Here is a 17,512-nt window from a genome sequence, read left to right on the forward strand (position 1 = left end):
CAGCAGGCGGCGCATGGACTCTTCCGTCCAGGTGGAGGGCTGCGAGAACACGAAGCGGCTGACCACCTGCCACATGCCAAGGGTAGCGATGACGGCCAGCAGCACGCAGGCGGCGTAGAGGCACAGGCCGGTCAAGACCCGGTCCAGCCGGAGAAACATTTTTTTCATGACAACAATCCGGCCGGCGCCAAGGCGCCAGCACAAGAGGGGAAGTTCAACCCAGGATGTCGCGGGTCCGGCTCCGCCGGCCCGCTGACATCGCCCCCTTGAGGGGGTGACGCGCCCCCTGGGCGCGGCGCAGGGGTGGGCTTACTTCACTGCTTGGATGGCGGCAATCTTGTCGGCGCCAAACTCTTTGGCGTAACCCGCGTAGGCCGGAGCCACGGCCTTGCGGAAGCTGTCACCGTTGACTTGTTTGACCACCTGCATGCCCTCTTTTTCCAGTTGGGCAATGCCGTTGTTCTCGTCGTCATTGACCTTCTTGCGCTGGGCCGCAGCGCCTTTCTTGGCGGCCTCAGAGAAGACGGCCTTGTCGGCGGCCGAAAGCTTGTTCCACACGTTGGGCGAGATGATCAACGCGGCGGGCGAGTACACGTGGCCGGTCAGCGACAGGTGCTTTTGCACTTGCGAGAACTTGGACGACAGGATCACGGGGATCGGGTTCTCCTGGCCATCGACCGTGCCTTGCTGCAGCGCGGTGAACAGCTCAGGGAAGGGCATCGGGGTGGGCAGGATGCCGAAGGTCTTGTAGCCGTCCATGTGCACCTTGTTCTCCATCGTGCGCATCTTCAGACCGTTGGCATCGGTCGCCTGGTTGATGGCGCGCTTGCTGTTGGTCATGTGGCGGAAACCGTTTTCGGTCCAGGCCAGGTTGATCAGGCCCTTGGCTTCCATTTTCTTCTGCAGGTCCTGGCCGATGGGGCCATCCATCACCTTGCGGGCGTGGTCGTAGTCGCGGAACAGGAAGGGGATGTCCACGATCTTGACTTCGGGCACGAAGTTGCCCAGCGGGCCGGTGGAGGTGTTCACGATGTCCTGGGTGCCCAGCTGCACGGCCTCGATCTGCTCGCGTTCACCGCCCAGTGCGGAGTTGGGGAACTGCTGGCACTTGTAGCGGCCTTGTGTGCCCTTTTCCATTTCTTCGCAGAACACGGTGGAACCCACGCCGTAGTGCGAGGCCTGCGAGGTGGCGTACCCGATTTTCAGCACGGTTTGTGCTTGTGCGCCGGCGGCGGCAAGCAGGGCGGCCAGGGCCAGGGGTTTGATCAGAGCTTTCATGGGGAGGTCTCCTTGTGGTTGGGAACGGGAACGGGAAATGTAAAAGCTTTGTGTGAAGCTTCAGGCCAGGCCCAGTCGCGCACGCGCGGCGGGCAGGGTCACGGCAGCCGCGTTGTCGGCCACGTACTGGCGCAACACGCTGGCAAAGTCGGCATCGGCCTTCAGGCCGAGGCGGGCGGTGCGCTGGCTTTCAAAACGTGCCGGCCAGGCCGAAACGATGCGCGCCACGGCCTCGTCGGGGCGGTGGGTGATGAGGGCCATGGCCGCAGGGCCGGCCAGCGCTTCCAGGGCCAACAGCATCTCGCGCACGCTGACCGTGAGGGCAGGCAGGTTGATCGCAGTGCGGCCGCCAAACGCCTCGCGGCTGGCTTCCATCACGGCCACAATGCCGGCGACCGTGTTGGCCGGCGACGAGAGCGCGACCTGCGAATCCAGTGCCACGGGGTTGTTGCTGGCTTGTCCGGCCAGAGGCTCACGGAACAACCCGGAGAGAAAGCCGGAGGCCGCTCCGTTGGGACGGCCAGGGCGCACCGAAACGGTCATGAGGCGCGCGGCGCGGCCGTCGATGAAGCCCTTGCGGGTGTAGTCGGCCACCAACTGCTCGCACACAAATTTGTGGATGCCGTAGCTGGACTGTGGCGTGGGGAGGGTGTTGTCGTGCACCACGTCGGGCAAGGGCAGGCCAGGGTCGCTGCCGAACACGGCCACCGAACTGGAGAAGAAAAACCGCGCCACGCCCTGGCCGGCTTCGGCCTGCGCGCGGCAGGCGTCGAGCAGGTGGCGGGTGGTGTCGAGGTTGGCGTGCAGACCGAGGTCGAAGTTGGCCTCGCACTCGCCCGACACGGCCGACGCGAGGTGGAAGATCGCATCCCAAGGCTCGGCCATCAACGCGGGGATTTGTGCCAGCAGGTCGCCAGTGTGGGTGCGCACGCGGGCGTCGCCGGTGAGTGTGGTGTCGCGTGGCGCCACCAGATCGGCGAGCATGAGCTGCGTGATGGGCTGGCCGGCCAAGCTGCCGCGCTGCAGCAGGGTGTGCGCCAGGCGCGAGCCCAGGAAGCCGGCGCCACCGGTGATGAGGACTTTCATGTGCGGTCTTTCTGAGACGTTTTCTTGGAGGCCAGGTAGGCGCGCAGCCAGCCCAGACCGGCACTGGTGCCCGCCTTGGGGCGGTACTCGCAGCCGATGAAACCGTCGTAGCCCAGTTGGTCCAGGTGATCGAACAGGTGCGGGAAGTTGACCTCGCCGCTGTCGGGCTCGTGGCGCTCGGGCACACCGGCAATCTGGATGTGGCCCACGCCGGCCCAGTGTTTTTCGAGGCGGCGGGTGAGGTCACCTTCCATGATCTGGCAGTGGTAGAAGTCCATCTGCACCTTCAGGTTGGTCGCACCCACCTCGGCCAGCACGTCGTGGGCCTGCTGCTGCCAGTTGAGGAAGTAGCCGGGCATGTCGCGGCTGTTGATGGGCTCGATGAGCAGGGTGATGCCCAGCGGCGCCAGCTTGGCGGCAGCGGCCCGCAGGTTGGCCACGTAGGTGGCGCGCAGCGCCTGCGTGTCGGCACCGGCGGGCACCAGGCCGGCCATGGCGTGCAGCTTTTTGCAGCCGGTGGCCTGGGCGTAGGCGATGGCGGTGTCCACCGAGGCCGCGAATTCGGCTTCGCGTCCGGGCAGGCAGGCCATGCCGCGTTCGCCGGCCGCCCAGTCGCCAGGGGGCAGGTTGAACAGGGCTTGGGTCAGGCCGTGCGCTTGCAGGCGCTGAGCAATCTCGGCGGGGGTGTGTTCGTAGGGAAAGAGGTACTCCACCGCCTCGAAACCGTCTTGGGCGGCGGCCGCAAAACGGTCGAGGAAGGGCACCTCGGTGTACATCATTGAAAGGTTGGCGGCAAAGCGTGGCATGGCTTGTTTTTGGGTTACCAGGGCGCGTTGAACTGGGCGCGCAGGTCGTTGATCTGGGTGTCGGTCAGGGGCGTCGGACGGCGTTCCGAGAGCAGCCACAGCCGGGCCGTTTCTTCCAGCTCCTCCAGCAGCGCCATGGCACTGGACGGGTTGGTGTGCCACACCGTGGGGCCGAGGCGCTCCAGCATCACGGCGCGGATGGGACGCTCGGCCTGTTGGATGGTGGCGGCGACCGCGTCGGCCGCCGAGGCCGAGCCGGGCACGTCGTAGGGAATCAGTGGCACATGGCCCACCTTCATCACCTGGTAGGGGGTGATGGGCGGCAGGATGTCGTCCTCGCGCCACACGCCTTGCAGGGTGAGCGCCACCAGATGGGTGGAGTGGGTGTGCAGCACACACCGCGCCTCGGGCGCGGCGGCGTAGATGCGGCGGTGCAGTTGCAGGGTTTTGCTGGCACGCGCGCCGCCAAGCTGTTCGCCGCTGTCGCTCACCCAGGCCAGTTGTTCGGCGTCTAGGAAGCCCAGACAGGCGTCGGTGGGGGTGATGAGGAAACCACCGCCTTCGTCAGCGCCCAGGCGCACGCTGATGTTGCCGGCCGTGGAATGCACGTAGCCACGCTGGAACAGCGAGGCGCCCACGCGCACGATCTCGGCCCGCACGCGGGCCTGGGCTGGCGGCACCATGGCTGGGCTCACAAGGCCACCCCCGCTTGTTGCAGGGCCTGCGCAAAAAAGTCGGGGCCACCGAAGTTGCCAGACTTGAGCGCGAGCAGCATGGGCTCGCCGTTGCCGGGCAGGGCGGCCTGGGTCCAGGGCACGCCGGGGCAGATGGGCGCACCGATGCGCAGTTGTGCCACCTGCAAGGCCTGCACCACGGCGCCCGATGTTTCACCACCGGCCACCACCAGGCGGCGCACACCAGCAGCGACAAGACCTTGCGCGATGTGCGCCAGAGCATGTTCCACCAACTCACCGGCGGCCAACACGCCGAGTGCGGCTTGCACGGCTTTCACGCTCTCGGGCGCAGCGGTGGCGTAGACCAGCACCGGGCCTTGCGCCAGCGCCGCACGGGCTTGGGCCAGCACGCCTGTGGCGGTTTGTGTGCCTTGGTGGAGCGCCAGCGGGTCGATGTGCAAGGCTGTGCGGCCAGTGGCACGCCACACGGCCACCTGGGCATTGGTGGCTTCGGAGCAAGAGCCGGAGAGCACGGCAGCAGGGCCGCTCACGCTGTCCAGCATGGCTGCGCTGTCGCTGGGCGTGAACCAGCCGCGCCGCGCGTAGGCTGGTGGCAGGCCCAGGGCCACGCCGGATCCGGCTGTCAGCAGCGGCAGCTCAGCGCAGGTCTCGCCTACGGTCAGAAGGTCGCTGTTGTTCACCGCGTCTGCTACGGCGATACGCACGCCTTCAGCACGCAAGGCCGCGACGCGTTCGCCTGCGCTGGCCGCATTACCGAGGTGGTCGTAGCGCAGCAAACCCACTTTGTGGGCGGTCTGGGCCTGCAGCACGCGCATCAGGTTGGCGTCCGTCATGGGCGTGAGCGGGTGGTTGCGCATGCCCGAGTCGCTGAGCAACTGGTCGCCCACAAACAGGTGGCCACGGAAAACGGTGCGGCCGTTTTCGGGGAAGGCCGGGCAGGCGATCGTGAAGTCGGTGCCCAGGGCATTCATCAGCGCGTCGGTGACGGGGCCGATGTTGCCTTCGGCGGTGGAGTCGAAGGTGGAGCAGTATTTGAAGTAGATCTGCCGTGCGCCGCCGGCCTGCAAGGCCTTGAGCGCGGCCAGACTCTGGGCCACCGCGTCGGCGGGGGCGATGGTGCGGGTCTTGAGCGCGATGACCACCGCATCGGCCTCGGGCAGATCGCCCTCGGGCACACCCAGCACCTGCACCGTGCGCATGCCGGCACGCACCAGCATGCTGGCGACGTCGGTGGCGCCGGTGAAATCGTCTGCGATGACGCCCAGGATCATGCTGCTTCCTTCGCCGTGGGCAATTCCAGCCCGGCCAGTTGGGCGTAGTACTTGACCACGGCCGAGTCGTCTTCACCGCCCAGGCCCATGGCGGCGGTCGACAGGTAGAGCTGGTGCGCGGTGGCGGCCAGGGGCAGCGGGAATTTGAGCGCGCGCGCAGCGTCCAGCACGATCCCTAAGTCCTTCACGAAGATGTTGACGGCCGACAGCGGCGTGTAGTCGCCATCCAGAATGTGGGGCACGCGGTTCTCGAACATCCAGCTCATGCCAGCGCTGTTGCAGATCACCTCGTAGAGCTGGCGTGGGTCGGCACCGGCCTTGATGCCGAGCGCCATGGCCTCGCAGGCGGTGGCGATGTGCACACCGGCCAGGTGCTGGTTGACCATCTTCACGGTGGACCCCACACCGGCCGCATCGCCCAGGCGGTAGACCTTGCCCGCAAAGGCGTTCAGCAGCTCGCCCGCAGCGGCAAAGGCTTCGGGCTTGCCGGATGCCATCACCGTCATCTGGCCCGCAGCGGCCTTCTTGGCGCCACCCGACACCGGGCCGTCGATCAGGAATACACCGTGCTCGGCCAGGCGCGCTTCCCATTGGGGCGGCAGGGCCGGGTCCACCGTGGCAGACGTCACGACCACTGCGCCTTTTTTCAGCAGCGGCGCGATGCCCTGTGCGCCAAACAAGACGTCTTCGGTTTGTGCGGCGTTGACCACCAGCACCAGCACCACGTCGCAATGCGGCGCCAGTTCAGCAGCGCTGGCGACGGCGCGGCCACCGGCCTGCTCGAAGGCGGCGCGGGCTTCCGCGCGGGGATCGCAGCCCCAGGTGGGCACGCCGTTGCGCAGCGCCGAGAGTGCAGCGCCCATGCCCATGGAGCCGAGGCCGATCACGCCCAGTGTGGGCGCGGAGGGGGAAGTCATGTGTTGTCCTTGTCTTGGGGTTGGGCCAGCAGCGCATCCAGTGCCCGCCGTATGGGCGGTGCAGCGTGTTCGATGCGGTGTGCGGCGTTGCTCATGTGGCGCATGGCCGCCTCGCGGGCGGCGGGCACGTCGCCGCGCATCACGGCGGCGGCGATGGCGCGGTGTTCTTCGCGCACCTGCACCATGTACTCGCTGTCCATGGCTTCATTGGTGCGGGTCACGCGCATGGCGTCGCGCTGGTACTGCTCCAGAAAACCCAGCAGGCGTTCGAACTGCGGGTTGTCGGTGGCGCGCGCGATGCTGCGGTGGAATTCGAGATCGGCCTCCACGCCTTCGGCGCCGTGGGGCGGGCAGGCTTCGAGCGTGGCCAGTGCCGCGCCGATGGCACGGGCCTTGTCCGGGGTGATGCGGGCGGCGGCCAGGGCGGCCACGTCGGCCTCCAGCCCCCGGCGCACCTCCACCACGTGCAGCACGGCTTCCATGGAATGCAACACGGTGGGGTCGAAGGCGAGGGCGCGCGCCTGGGTACGGGGCGCCACAAACACGCCGGCGCCTTGGCGCGACGTCAACATGCCCACTGATTTGAGCCGACTCACGGCTTCGCGCACCACGGTGCGCGACACGCCGTATTGCTCCGACAGCTTCTGCTCCGTGGGCAGGCGCTCGTCGGGCGCGAGTTCCCCCGATTCGATGCGCTGCATGAGCAGACCTGCCAGCTTGTCGGTCAGGCGCTCGGGCGCTTGCAAGGGTTCGATGGCAGCGCCGCTCAGGTTCATGGGTGAGCGGAATTTTGTCGGGTCATAGGGTCATCATACAAATTTGAGAAACCCAAACGCCTCATGGTTTACCCGAGGTTGCACGGTGCGGCGCCCGAAGTGGGTGCGCGGCAGACGCGTCAGGGGGTGCCTGTTGCGGACTGCCCCACGGTCTCAAACCAGTCGCCGTGGTCGCGCAGCCAGGCGTCTGCGCGCGGGGTGGTCTGGTGGTCGGGGTGAAAATCGGCGCGGAAGTAGGCGCACCACGGGCGCCAGCCCAGGCGCAGCAAGCCGTGTTGGCCCAACAGCAAGCGCCAGCCGCTGCGCAACGTGCGCCAGCGCCACAGTTGCCCATCCCGATGCAGGTTGAGCAGGGTCTGGCGCGCCACATCGCTGAGAAAAAACACCGTCACCCGACGCATCCAGCGCCTGCGCCAGCGCTCGTCTCCTCCCAACGCGCGGTACACATCGAAAGCGGTGGACTTGTGCTCCAGTTCTTCGGCGCTGTGCCATTGCCACAAGGCTTTCAGTCGTGGCTCGGTATGGGTGAACAGGGTCGGGTGGCTCAGCACCCAATCGGCAAAGAGGGCGGTGAAATGTTCGTTGGCTGCGGTGATGGCCAAGGCATGGCGGCTATCGAGCCCTTGCAGTTGGCGCACTCTTGTTTGCGCGCGTCCCTCCCAGGCGTTGTGCAAACCCTGCGCCTGGAGGTGGCGGTTGAAGCGCGTGTGTAGGTGGCGGTGGGTGGCCTCCTGGCCCAAAAAACCTTGCACTTCGGCTTGCAAGGCCTTGGCCTGATCGGCTGGCAAGGCGGCCACACCGGCACGCACCGCGTCGATGAAAAACTGCTCGCCAAAAGGAAAGCTCATCGACAAGGCGTTGAAAAAGGCGCTTTGCAACGCATCCCCATCGCACCAATGGCGAGGCAAGGGCGTGTCCAGGTCCACCCGCAGGCGGCGGACCGTGGGCACCGGGTGGCGGGGCGGGGTGTGCATGTGGCGCCAGTGGTGCTGGAAGGCGGGCTCAGGCGCTGGCCGCCTGCAACGAAACCACGCGGTTGCGCCCGGCCTGTTTGGCTTGGTACATGGCCTGATCGGCGCGGTGGAGTGCGTTTTCGGGCGCTTCACCCGGGTGGCACATGACCAGTCCGATGCTCACGGTCAGGCCCACCGGCCCTTTGTCGGCCATCAGCGGCTGGGCGGCCACCAGCGAACGCAGGCGCTCTGACACCCGCTGTGCATCCTCGCGTTGGGTGTGGGGCAGAAAAATGGCGAACTCCTCACCCCCCATGCGGCCCATCACGTCGTGTTTGCGCAGGCAGCCCTCGGTCACGGCCACAAAATGCCGCAGCGCCAGATCGCCGACCTTGTGTCCGTGCCGGTCGTTGATCTGCTTGAAGTGGTCCAGGTCAACGAGCAACACCGGCAAGGCCGACTGCGTACGGTGGGCCAGACTGCCGGCCTTCTCCAGCAACGACAGAAAGGCCCGGCGGTTGAAGACGCCGGTGAGAAAGTCCTTTTCGGCCACCCGGCGCAGTTCCTGCGTCACGTGTTCGTTGACCAGCATCAGGGTGCCAAAAGCCATCAGGATCAGCGCCACGGTGGACTCCAGGATGATGAAGTGCGAGAGCTGTGAGGCGATGTCGGGTGCGCCGTCCACCGTGCTGCCGAGCTTGAACAACCAGGGGCGCAGCAGCAGGAACGCACCGTGCAAGCCGTAGGCCAGCGAGATCAAGCGCCGCGCAGGCAGCGCACCGATGCCGTTTTGATGGAAGGTGCGGGCGCTGGCCAGGTACAGGGCGCCAGAAATGGTGCTGCCGACCAACACGCGCAGGCCCACATGGGGCTGGAGGACGGTGAAATAGAAGGCAATGCCCCCCGTCAGCAGCGCCCCCGCCACCGGCACGGCCATGGGAAGGGGTGCCTGCCCGACGAAGGCGCGGGCGCCGGCCAGGCTGCAATAGGCGGTGGCAAATATGCAGACGAAGGTGCTGACCACCGGCAGCGCGCTGTGAAGGCCTTCCGTGCCACTGTCTCGCCCCAGCAGCAGGGCCGCCACGCCAAAACCGAACAGGTAGGACAAGGTCCAGGCCTGGAGGCCGGGAATGTTGCGGTTGAAGCGCCAGACGGCAAACATCACGGCACACATGATGGCCATGAGGAGGGCGGTCACGATCAGCAGGGTGGGGCTGTGCACAGTGTGAGGGCTGCTCAAACGAGGGTGGAGGGGTTCTGGTCAGCCGGCAATGTTAGGGCTTCTTTGACCTTCTACCCACAAAAAAACGGGCGACCCGACAGCACCGGGTCGCCCGCCAGGGTCAGGGGGAGGCTCAGACCGTCAGCAGCGGCACGATGAGCAAGGCCACGATGTTGATGATCTTGATCAGTGGGTTGACGGCCGGGCCGGCGGTGTCCTTGTAGGGGTCGCCCACGGTGTCACCCGTGACGGCGGCCTTGTGCGCCTCGCTGCCCTTGCCGCCGTGGTGGCCGTCTTCAATGTACTTCTTGGCGTTGTCCCAGGCGCCGCCGCCGGTGCACATGGAAATGGCCACAAACAGGCCGGTGACGATGGTGCCCATGAGCAGGCCGCCCAGGGCCTTGGGGCCGAGCAGCAGGCCGACCGCGATCGGCACCACCACCGGCAACAGCGACGGGATCATCATTTCCTTGATGGCGGCCTTGGTCAGCATGTCCACCGCCACGCCGTATTCGGGCTTGGCCGTGCCTTCCATGATGCCCTTGATCTCGCGGAACTGGCGGCGCACCTCCACCACCACCGAGCCAGCCGCGCGGCCCACCGCTTCCATGGCCATGGCGCCAAACAGGTAGGGAATCAGCCCGCCAATGAACAGGCCGACGATGACCATGGGATCGCTCAGATCAAAGCTGATTTTGTGGCCGTAGGTTTCCAGCTTGTGGGTGTAGTCGGCGAACAGCACCAGCGACGCCAGGCCCGCCGAACCGATGGCGTAGCCTTTGGTCACGGCCTTCGTGGTGTTGCCCACGGCGTCCAGCGGGTCGGTGATGTCGCGCACGCTGCTGGGCAGTTCGGCCATTTCAGCGATGCCGCCGGCGTTGTCGGTGATGGGGCCGTAGGCATCGAGCGCCACCACAATGCCGGCCATGCTCAGCATGGCCGTGGCGGCGATGGCGATGCCGTACAGACCTGCCAACTGGTAGCTCACCAGGATGGCGATGCACACAAACACCACCGGCCAGGCGGTGGAGCGCATGGAAACCCCCAGGCCGGCAATGATGTTGGTGCCGTGGCCCGTGGTGGAGGCTTGTGCGATGTGTTGCACCGGCTTGTACTGCGTGCCGGTGTAGAACTCGGTGATCCACACCAGCGCGGCGGTCAGGATGAGGCCGACGGCGCACGCGCCAAACAGCTTCATGTGTGTGCCGGCGCCCAGGGCGTCGGCTGGCATCACCGTGATGGTGACAAAGTAGAAGGCGATCAGCGACAACACGCCAGCCACCGCCAGCCCCTTGTAGAGCGCCGGCATCACGTTTTTCATGCCCGGCGTGGCCTTGACCACAAAGCAGCCGATGATGGACGCGATGATGGACACGCCGCCCAGCACCAGCGGGTAGAGCACGGCCTGCATGGGCGCGGCGGCCACCATCAAGGCGCCGAGCACCATGGTCGCGATCAATGTCACCGCGTAGGTCTCGAACAGGTCGGCCGCCATGCCGGCGCAGTCGCCCACGTTGTCGCCCACGTTGTCGGCAATCACCGCCGGGTTACGCGGGTCGTCCTCAGGGATGCCCGCCTCCACCTTGCCCACCAGGTCGGCGCCCACGTCGGCGCCCTTGGTGAAGATGCCGCCGCCCAGGCGCGCAAAGATGGAAATCAGCGAGGAACCAAAGGCGAAGCCGATCAGCGGGTTGAGCATCTTGGCCAGGTTGGACGCCGGGTTGAGGTTGCCATTGCCGACCAGAAACCAGAAGAAACCGGCCACACCAAACAGGCCCAGGCCCACCACCAGCATGCCGGTGATGGCGCCACCGCGAAAGGCCACGTCCAGCGCCGGGCCGATGCCGCGCGTGGCGGCCTGAGCGGTGCGCACGTTGGCGCGCACCGAGATGTTCATGCCGATGAAGCCGCAGGCGCCCGACAAAACCGCGCCGAGCACAAAGCCCACGGCGGTCTGACCATCCAGGAAAACGCCAATCAGCACCGCCAGCACCACACCCACGATGCCAATCGTTTTGTATTGCCGGGCCAGGTAGGCGGCGGCGCCGGCCTGGATGGCGCCCGCAATTTCCTGCATGCGGGCGTTGCCCGCGTCCTGAGAAAGAATCCAGCTGCGCGACCACAAGCCGTAAACCACGGCCACCAACGCGCACACCAGCGCAAAAATCAGCGCGGATTGTCCAACCATAAGAAGAATCTCCTGCTCGATTTGACTTGGAGGGAGCCCCGCTGACGATGACCTCAAGGCCCCCGCTGCGTTGCTTCCTCGCGTCCGTTCCGTGCCGGTGGCATGGGGCAGGGCGATTGGCCAACGCTCCGAATTTAGCGGCAAACCACGCTTGTTGACAGTGTTGCAGCGCAGCAAGTCAGCTTCGTGTCGGTAAAATCAGGGTTAATCCCGGGCGAAGCTGGTCGCCTGAGGTCCCGCTTTCCGTTTCACAACACTTCCCAGAGACTTTTTATGTCCCTCGACAACGTCACCCCGGGCAGCAAGGTGCCCGAAGCCTTCAACGTCATCATCGAAATCCCGATGAACGCCGACCCGATCAAGTACGAGGTCGACAAAGAAACCGGCGCCATCTTCGTGGACCGTTTCATGAGCACCGCCATGCACTACCCGACCAACTACGGTTATGTGCCCAGAACCATCTCCGGCGACGGTGACCCGGTGGACGTGCTGGTCATCACCCCCGTGCCGCTGATTCCTGGTGTGGTCGTGCCGTGCCGTGCCATCGGCATCCTGAAGATGACCGACGAAGCCGGTGAAGACGGCAAGGTGTTGGCCGTGCCGGTGGACAAAATCCTGTCGCTCTACACCCAGTGGCAACAGCCGGAAGACCTGAACCCGATGCGCCTGAAGACCATCGAGCACTTCTTCGAGCACTACAAGGACCTGGAACCCGGCAAGTGGGTCAAGGTGCAGGGCTGGGAAGGCCGTGACGCTGCCCACAAGGAAATCCTGGACGGCATCGCCAATTACGAAAAAGCCCAAAAGGCCTGAGCGCCGCCTTGGGATGACAAAAAGCCCGTGTGGATCTGATCCACACGGGCTTTTTTGTAGGGGGCGGGGCCTTGTGGTGCGCCCCGTGCCGACGCGCTTACTGCACCTTGGCCTTTTTGCGCAGGCCTTCCTGGAACTCACCCAGGCGCTGCTGCGCCATTTGTTGCGCGATTTGTGGGCGCAGTTCGTCCAGCGGCGGCAGTTGGGCGGCACGGGTGTCGTCCAGGCGGATCACGTGGTAGCCAAACTGGCTCTTGACCGGGGTGGCGGTCAATTCACCCTTTTTCAGCTGGGTCATGGCTTCCGAGAACTCGGGCACGTAGCTGGCGGCATTGGCCCAGTCCAGGTCGCCACCGTTGGCGCCCGATCCCGGATCCTTGGACTGCTTCTTGGCGATGTCTTCAAAGCTGCCACCCTTTTGCAGCGACGCGATGATGGCCTTGGCCTCGTCTTCTTTTTCAACCAGGATGTGGCGGGCGCGGTATTCCTGACCGGCGTTGGCGGCGGCGAACTTGTCGTATTCGGCCTTGATTTCCGCATCGGTCACCGGATTCTTTTTCTGGAAGTCGGCAAACAGCTCGCGGATCAGGATGGTTTGCGCCGCCAGCTCCATCTGTGCCTTGTACTCCTTGCTGGCCTTGAGGCCGCGCTTTTCGGCTTCCTGCATGAAGATCTCGCGCGCAATGATTTCTTCTTTGACCTGCGCCTTCAGGGCGTCGTCCACCGGGCGGCCGGAGCGGGCCACCTGCTCCAGCAGCACGTCCACACGCGAGCTGGGCACGGGCTTGCCGTTGACGATGGCGAGGTTTTGCGCGAATGCGGGTGCGGCGAAGGCCAGCACGAGGCCGGTGGCCAAAGTGGTGAGCGTGGATTTCATGGTCAGGGGGAGTTGTGGCAAACGTGCCTGGGGAACAATAAAAAGTGGGGCGCCCGACGGATCAGGCGGCTGAAGATGTGGGCACGATTTCGATGGCCAGGGCATGCAGCCCAGCGTCCAGAAACGGGCGCAGCGCATCATACACAAGGCGGTGGCAGGTCACGCGTGTCTGCCCGGTAAAGGCCGGCGCGGCAACCCGCACCCGAAAGTGGGTGCCAAAACCGGTGCCGTTGCTGCCGGCGTGGCCCATGTGGGCGGCGCTTTCATCGATCACTTCCAGGACCGAAGGCGCCAGGGTGTCGCGCAGCCGCGCGGCGATGGCCTGGGCGGTGACAGCCAGGCCGGGGGCGGTGGTTTCAGTCATGAGGCGGTTTGGCAGCGGTTTCTTCGGTGGCGCTCAGGTAGCGCGCGATGTAGAGGCCCTGGCCAACAATGAAGACCAGCGGGAACACATAGCCCCAAAGCTTGAAGTTGACCCAGTCTTCGGTGGAAAAATAGGCGGCCACATAAGCGTTGATGGCGGCCATGAAGGCGAAGTAGCCGACCCAGGCCACCGTGAGTTTGTTCCACACCGGCTTGGGCAACTGCAACTGGCTGCCCAGCAGCATCTGCAGGAAGTTTTTGCCCCAGCCCCACAACGCCACGGCCAGCACCAGGGCCATGCTGCCGTACAGCACGGTGGGTTTCCACTTGATGAAGCGCTCGTCCTGCAGGAACAGCGTGAGCATGCCGAACACCAGCACCAGCGCCAGCGTGACCTTGTGCAAGGTCTGCAGCCGGCGGTCCAGCGCGTAGATGATGCCGGTCTGCACCACGGTGGCGGCCATCAGCACGGCGGTGGCCACATAGATGTCTTGCAGCTTGTAGGCACCGACGAACAGCAGGATGGGGAAAAAATCGATCAGGAAACGCATGGGGGAGATTATCGGTCCAGGGGCCAAGCCACTATTTGGGCTTGTGTTCGAGCGAGGCCGAGTTCATGCAGTAGCGCAGGCCGGTGGGCGCCGGGCCGTCTTCGAACACATGGCCCAGGTGGGCGTCGCACTGGCTGCACACGGTTTCCACCCGCATCATGCCGTGGCTGCGGTCCACTTTCTCGGTGATGGCGCCGGGCAGGGCTTCACTGAAGCTGGGCCATCCGCAGCCGGAGTCGAACTTGGCGTCGGCCTCGAACAGCTTGGCGCCACAACAGATGCAGTGGTAGCTGCCGTCGGCCCACACGTGTTCGTACTTGCCGGTGAAAGCGCGTTCGGTGGCGGCGTGACGGGTCACTTCAAAGGCCAGCGGCTCGGCGCCTTTTTTGCGCAGCAACTCGCGCCATTCGTCGTCGGTTTTGTGGATTTTGGCGCTCATGGTGGCCTCCGGGGATGGTTCAGGAAGAACAGCTGATTTCGATCTGGTCGGCCCAGTCGGGGGGGAAGTCGGCGTGGGATTCGAAGTCTGGGTGTTCGTCGAAGGGCGACTGCAGCAGCGACAACAGCTGGGCCACCTGGGAAAAGTCTTTGGTTTGCGCTGCGCGTATGGCCAATTCACCCAAGTGGTTGCGCAGCACGAATTTGGGATTGGTTTGGAGCATGTGTCGCCCCGTTGGTTCCGCGCCCTGGCTTGCGATGCGCTCACGGTGCCGGGCGAGCCAGCCGTCGGCTGCGTCGCGGTCCACAAACAGGTCACGCACCGGTTCGCGGTCGCCGCTGGCCACTGCGTGCGAGAGCCGGCGCCAGAAGATGGTGTGGTCCACCCGGCCTTGGGCCAGCAGGCGCAGCAGGTCTTCGCACAGGGCGCGGTCACCGTCGTCCACCTCCAAAAGGCCCAGCTTGGCGCCCAGGCGCGCGAACAGCTGGTCGGGGTACACCGTCTTGTAGGACTCAAGTGCGTCCAGCGCCTGCTGCTGGTCGTCCATCAGCGGCAGCAGGGCCTGGCCGAGGCAGAACAGGTTCCAGTAGGCGATGTTGGGCTGGCGGCTGAAGGCGTAGCGCCCGGCGCTGTCGGAGTGGTTGCAGATGTGACCGGGCACATAGGCATCAAGGAACTGGAAGGGCCCGTAGTCGATGGTCAGGCCCAGGATGCTCATGTTGTCGGTGTTCATCACACCGTGGCAAAAGCCGACCGCCTGCCAGTGCGACAGCAGCACCGCCGTGCGCTCACTCACCGCCTGCAACAGCGCCGCGTACGGGTTGCCCGGCACCTGCGCACATTCGGGGTAGAAATGTTCGATCACGTAGTCGGCCAGGCGGCGCAGCTCGGCGTGCTGGTCGTGGTGGCTGAAGTGCTCGAAATGCCCAAACCGGATGAAGCTGGGCGCCACGCGGGTCACCACGGCGGCGGTTTCGACGGTTTCACGGCGAACGGGCGCGTCAGAACCCGTGATGCACAGCGCCCGCGTGGTGGGCACACCCAGGGCGTGCATGGCCTCGCTGCACAGGTACTCGCGAATGGAGCTGCGCAGCACCGCCCGGCCATCGCCCATGCGGGAGTAGGGCGTGAGACCCGCGCCTTTGAGCTGGACTTCCTGCGGGCCCAGTGGCGTGTCCCACTCGCCCAGCAACAGGGCGCGGCCATCGCCGAGCTGGCCGGCCCAGACGCCGAACTGGTGACCGCTGTACACCGTGGCCATGGGCGCGCTGCCTTCGGGCACCCGGTTGCCACTGAAGACGGCCAACGCGTCGTCCGAGGCCATCCATTCATCGCTCAGGCCCAACTGTCGCGCCAGCGGCAGGTTTTGACCCACCCAGTAAGGCGCCGGCAGGGGCCGGGGAGCCAACGGGGTGCCGAACGCGTCGCCCAGGTGGGCAAAACGGGCGGTCCAGCGGGTGGGGGCGTCGGAGGCGGTGGCAAGCGTCATCTCGGGATTGTCGCGCGCTTGACTTGAACCCGGTGGCAGCGCGGCCTTGTGGCGCCCCAGGTGCCCGGTGGGTTCGGCAGTTGAGGCATGATTCGGCCCACAAAGGACCACCTCTTACAACGAAGGAGCCCCCCATGCTGGGACAGATGCAAAGCCAGGCGCTGCTGATTTCCACCTTGATCGTCCACGCCGAACGCCACCATGGCAGCGGTGAAATTGTGTCGCGCCGGGTTGAAGGCGACATCCACCGCACCACCTGGGCGGGCATCGCCCGGCGTTCGCGGCAAGTGGCCAATGCCTTGGATGGCCTGCACCTGGCGTTTGGCGACCGCGTGGCCACGCTGGCCTGGAACGGTTACCGCCACCTGGAGCTGTACTTCGGCGTCAGCGGCACCGGGCGTGTGCTGCACACCCTGAATCCGCGCTTGCACCCCGACCAACTGGCCTGGATCATCAACCACGCCGACGACCGCGCCCTGTGTTTTGACATGACCTTCTTGCCCTTGGTGCAGGCCGTGGCGGGGCGTTGCCCTGGCGTCAAACACTGGATTGCGTTGTGCGACGCTGACAAGCTGCCTGCCGACAGCGGCATCCCCGGCCTGGTTGGCTACGAGGCCTGGGTGAGCGCCCAGGGCGACAGCTACACGTGGCCCGAGCTGGATGAAAACAGCGCATCGAGCATGTGCTACACCAGCGGCACCACGGGCAACCCGAAAGCCGCGCTGTATTCGCACCGCTCCACCATCCTGCACGCGTTTGGCGGCGCGCTGCCCGATTCGCTCAATCTCAGTTCGCGCGACAGCGTGTTGCCGGTGGTGCCCATGTTCCACGTCAACGCCTGGGGCATCCCCTATTCGGCAGCCGCCACGGGTTGCAAACTGGTGTTTCCCGGCCCGGCCATGGACGGCAAGTCCATCTACGAACTGCTGGAAGCCGAAAAGGTCACCATGGCGGCCGGCGTGCCCACCGTGTGGCAAATGCTGCTGGGCCACATGCAGGCCAACGGCTTGATGTTCAGCACCGTCAAACGCACGGTGATCGGTGGCTCCGCCTGCCCGCCGGCCATGATCAAGGCCTTCAACGACGACTACGGCGTGGACGTGTTGCACGCCTGGGGCATGACCGAGATGTCGCCGCTGGGCACCGTGTGCACCTTGAAGAACGCCCAGCTGGCCCTGCCGCCTGAAGAACAGACCAAGGTGCGCCTCAAGCAGGGCCGCGCGGTGTTCGGCGTGGACATGAAAATCGTCAACGAGGCCGGCGAGGAATTGCCCTGGGACGGCAAGGCCTACGGCGACTTGCTGGTGCGTGGCCCGTGGATCATTGCGAGCTACTTCAAGGGCGAAGGCGGCGACCCGCTGCGCTACGACGCGGCCGGCAAGGGCTGGTTCCCCACCGGCGACGTGGCCACCATCGACGCCGACGGCTTCATGCAGATCACCGACCGCAGCAAGGACGTGATCAAGTCCGGCGGCGAGTGGATCAGCTCCATCGACGTGGAAAACATCGCCATGGCCCACCCGGGCGTGGCCATGGCCGCCTGCATCGGCATGCCCCACCCCAAGTGGGACGAGCGCCCCATCGTGGTGGTGATGAAGAAGCCGGGTGCAACACTCACCCGCGAGGAGCTGCTGGCCTTCTACGAAGGCAAGATCGCCAAGTGGCAGGTGCCCGACGACGTGGTGTTTGTGGATGCGATTCCGCTGGGCGCCACCGGCAAGATGCAGAAGATGACGCTGCGCGAGCAGCTCAAGGGCTACACCCTGCCTGGGCTGTGAGCCTAAAGCG

The 17,512-nt window shown here is 65.6% G+C and carries 17 protein-coding genes; 2 read left to right on the forward strand and 15 right to left on the reverse strand.

Annotated elements, in window-relative coordinates:
- Positions 1-309 precede the first annotated feature (309 nt).
- The 10 genes from ACFQU0_RS20060 to ACFQU0_RS20105 form a co-directional block, all read right to left on the reverse strand.
- A complete protein-coding gene (locus tag ACFQU0_RS20060; protein ID WP_382203749.1) occupies positions 310-1,278 on the reverse strand; it encodes a TRAP transporter substrate-binding protein in 969 nt (322 codons plus the stop codon).
- Between the two features lie 60 nt (positions 1,279-1,338).
- Positions 1,339-2,364: a D-erythronate dehydrogenase gene (gene denD / locus ACFQU0_RS20065; protein WP_382203751.1), complete on the reverse strand. Its 1,026-nt coding sequence runs from the start codon at positions 2,362-2,364 to the stop codon at positions 1,339-1,341.
- Positions 2,361-3,170, reverse strand: a complete 810-nt coding sequence (gene otnI, locus ACFQU0_RS20070; protein ID WP_382203753.1) for a 2-oxo-tetronate isomerase — start codon at positions 3,168-3,170, stop codon at positions 2,361-2,363. The genes denD and otnI overlap by 4 nt, the downstream gene beginning before the upstream one ends.
- Positions 3,171-3,184: 14 nt before the next feature.
- Positions 3,185-3,853 carry a class II aldolase/adducin family protein gene (locus ACFQU0_RS20075; RefSeq protein ID WP_382203888.1) on the reverse strand — a complete coding sequence of 223 codons (669 nt, stop codon included), beginning with the start codon at positions 3,851-3,853 and terminating at the stop codon, positions 3,185-3,187.
- Between the two features lie 8 nt (positions 3,854-3,861).
- Positions 3,862-5,136, reverse strand: a complete 1,275-nt coding sequence (gene otnK / locus ACFQU0_RS20080) for a 3-oxo-tetronate kinase (RefSeq protein ID WP_382203755.1) — start codon at positions 5,134-5,136, stop codon at positions 3,862-3,864.
- Positions 5,133-6,053, reverse strand: a complete 921-nt coding sequence (ltnD, locus tag ACFQU0_RS20085) for an L-threonate dehydrogenase (RefSeq protein WP_382203757.1) — start codon at positions 6,051-6,053, stop codon at positions 5,133-5,135. Before ltnD ends, otnK begins: the two co-directional genes overlap by 4 nt.
- Complete coding sequence (locus tag ACFQU0_RS20090; protein WP_382203759.1) at positions 6,050-6,829, reverse strand: FadR/GntR family transcriptional regulator; 780 nt, start codon at positions 6,827-6,829, stop codon at positions 6,050-6,052. Before ACFQU0_RS20090 ends, ltnD begins: the two co-directional genes overlap by 4 nt.
- Before the next feature lie 119 nt (positions 6,830-6,948).
- On the reverse strand, positions 6,949-7,803 hold the full coding sequence (locus ACFQU0_RS20095; RefSeq protein ID WP_382203761.1) for a metal-dependent hydrolase: 855 nt from the start codon (positions 7,801-7,803) through the stop codon (positions 6,949-6,951).
- 28 nt (positions 7,804-7,831) lie between these two features.
- Entirely contained in the window at positions 7,832-9,004 is a 1,173-nt protein-coding gene (locus tag ACFQU0_RS20100) for a GGDEF domain-containing protein (protein ID WP_382203763.1), read from the reverse strand.
- A gap of 133 nt (positions 9,005-9,137) precedes the next feature.
- A complete protein-coding gene (locus tag ACFQU0_RS20105) occupies positions 9,138-11,192 on the reverse strand; it encodes a sodium-translocating pyrophosphatase (protein ID WP_382203765.1) in 2,055 nt (684 codons plus the stop codon).
- A 273-nt stretch (positions 11,193-11,465) separates the two neighbouring features.
- On the opposite strand from ACFQU0_RS20105, the gene ppa reads away from it, so the two are divergent.
- On the forward strand, positions 11,466-12,005 hold the full coding sequence (ppa, locus tag ACFQU0_RS20110; protein WP_382203767.1) for an inorganic diphosphatase: 540 nt from the start codon (positions 11,466-11,468) through the stop codon (positions 12,003-12,005).
- Between the two features lie 97 nt (positions 12,006-12,102).
- Here ppa and ACFQU0_RS20115 read toward each other — a convergent pair whose 3' ends face one another.
- From ACFQU0_RS20115 to ACFQU0_RS20135, 5 genes are all read right to left on the reverse strand, one after another.
- Entirely contained in the window at positions 12,103-12,882 is a 780-nt protein-coding gene (locus ACFQU0_RS20115; RefSeq protein WP_382203769.1) for a peptidylprolyl isomerase, read from the reverse strand.
- Between the two features lie 61 nt (positions 12,883-12,943).
- The gene (locus tag ACFQU0_RS20120) at positions 12,944-13,246 is read right to left on the reverse strand and encodes a BolA family protein (RefSeq protein WP_382203771.1); all 303 of its coding nucleotides are present in this window, start codon (positions 13,244-13,246) and stop codon (positions 12,944-12,946) included.
- Positions 13,239-13,796 carry a septation protein A gene (locus ACFQU0_RS20125; protein WP_382203773.1) on the reverse strand — a complete coding sequence of 186 codons (558 nt, stop codon included), beginning with the start codon at positions 13,794-13,796 and terminating at the stop codon, positions 13,239-13,241. The genes ACFQU0_RS20120 and ACFQU0_RS20125 overlap by 8 nt, the downstream gene beginning before the upstream one ends.
- A gap of 31 nt (positions 13,797-13,827) precedes the next feature.
- Positions 13,828-14,235, reverse strand: a complete 408-nt coding sequence (gene msrB, locus ACFQU0_RS20130) for a peptide-methionine (R)-S-oxide reductase MsrB (protein WP_382203774.1) — start codon at positions 14,233-14,235, stop codon at positions 13,828-13,830.
- 19 nt (positions 14,236-14,254) lie between these two features.
- Complete coding sequence (locus tag ACFQU0_RS20135) at positions 14,255-15,724, reverse strand: protein adenylyltransferase SelO (protein WP_382203776.1); 1,470 nt, start codon at positions 15,722-15,724, stop codon at positions 14,255-14,257.
- A 134-nt stretch (positions 15,725-15,858) separates the two neighbouring features.
- Between ACFQU0_RS20135 and ACFQU0_RS20140 the strand changes: the two genes are divergently transcribed.
- Positions 15,859-17,502, forward strand: coding sequence for a 3-(methylthio)propionyl-CoA ligase (locus ACFQU0_RS20140; RefSeq protein ID WP_382203778.1), 1,644 nt, complete (start codon positions 15,859-15,861; stop codon positions 17,500-17,502).
- Positions 17,503-17,512 lie beyond the last annotated feature (10 nt).

The sequence above is a fragment of the Hydrogenophaga defluvii genome, assembly GCF_042665235.1.
In the GTDB taxonomy this organism is placed as follows: Bacteria; Pseudomonadota; Gammaproteobacteria; order Burkholderiales; family Burkholderiaceae_C; genus Hydrogenophaga; species Hydrogenophaga defluvii_A.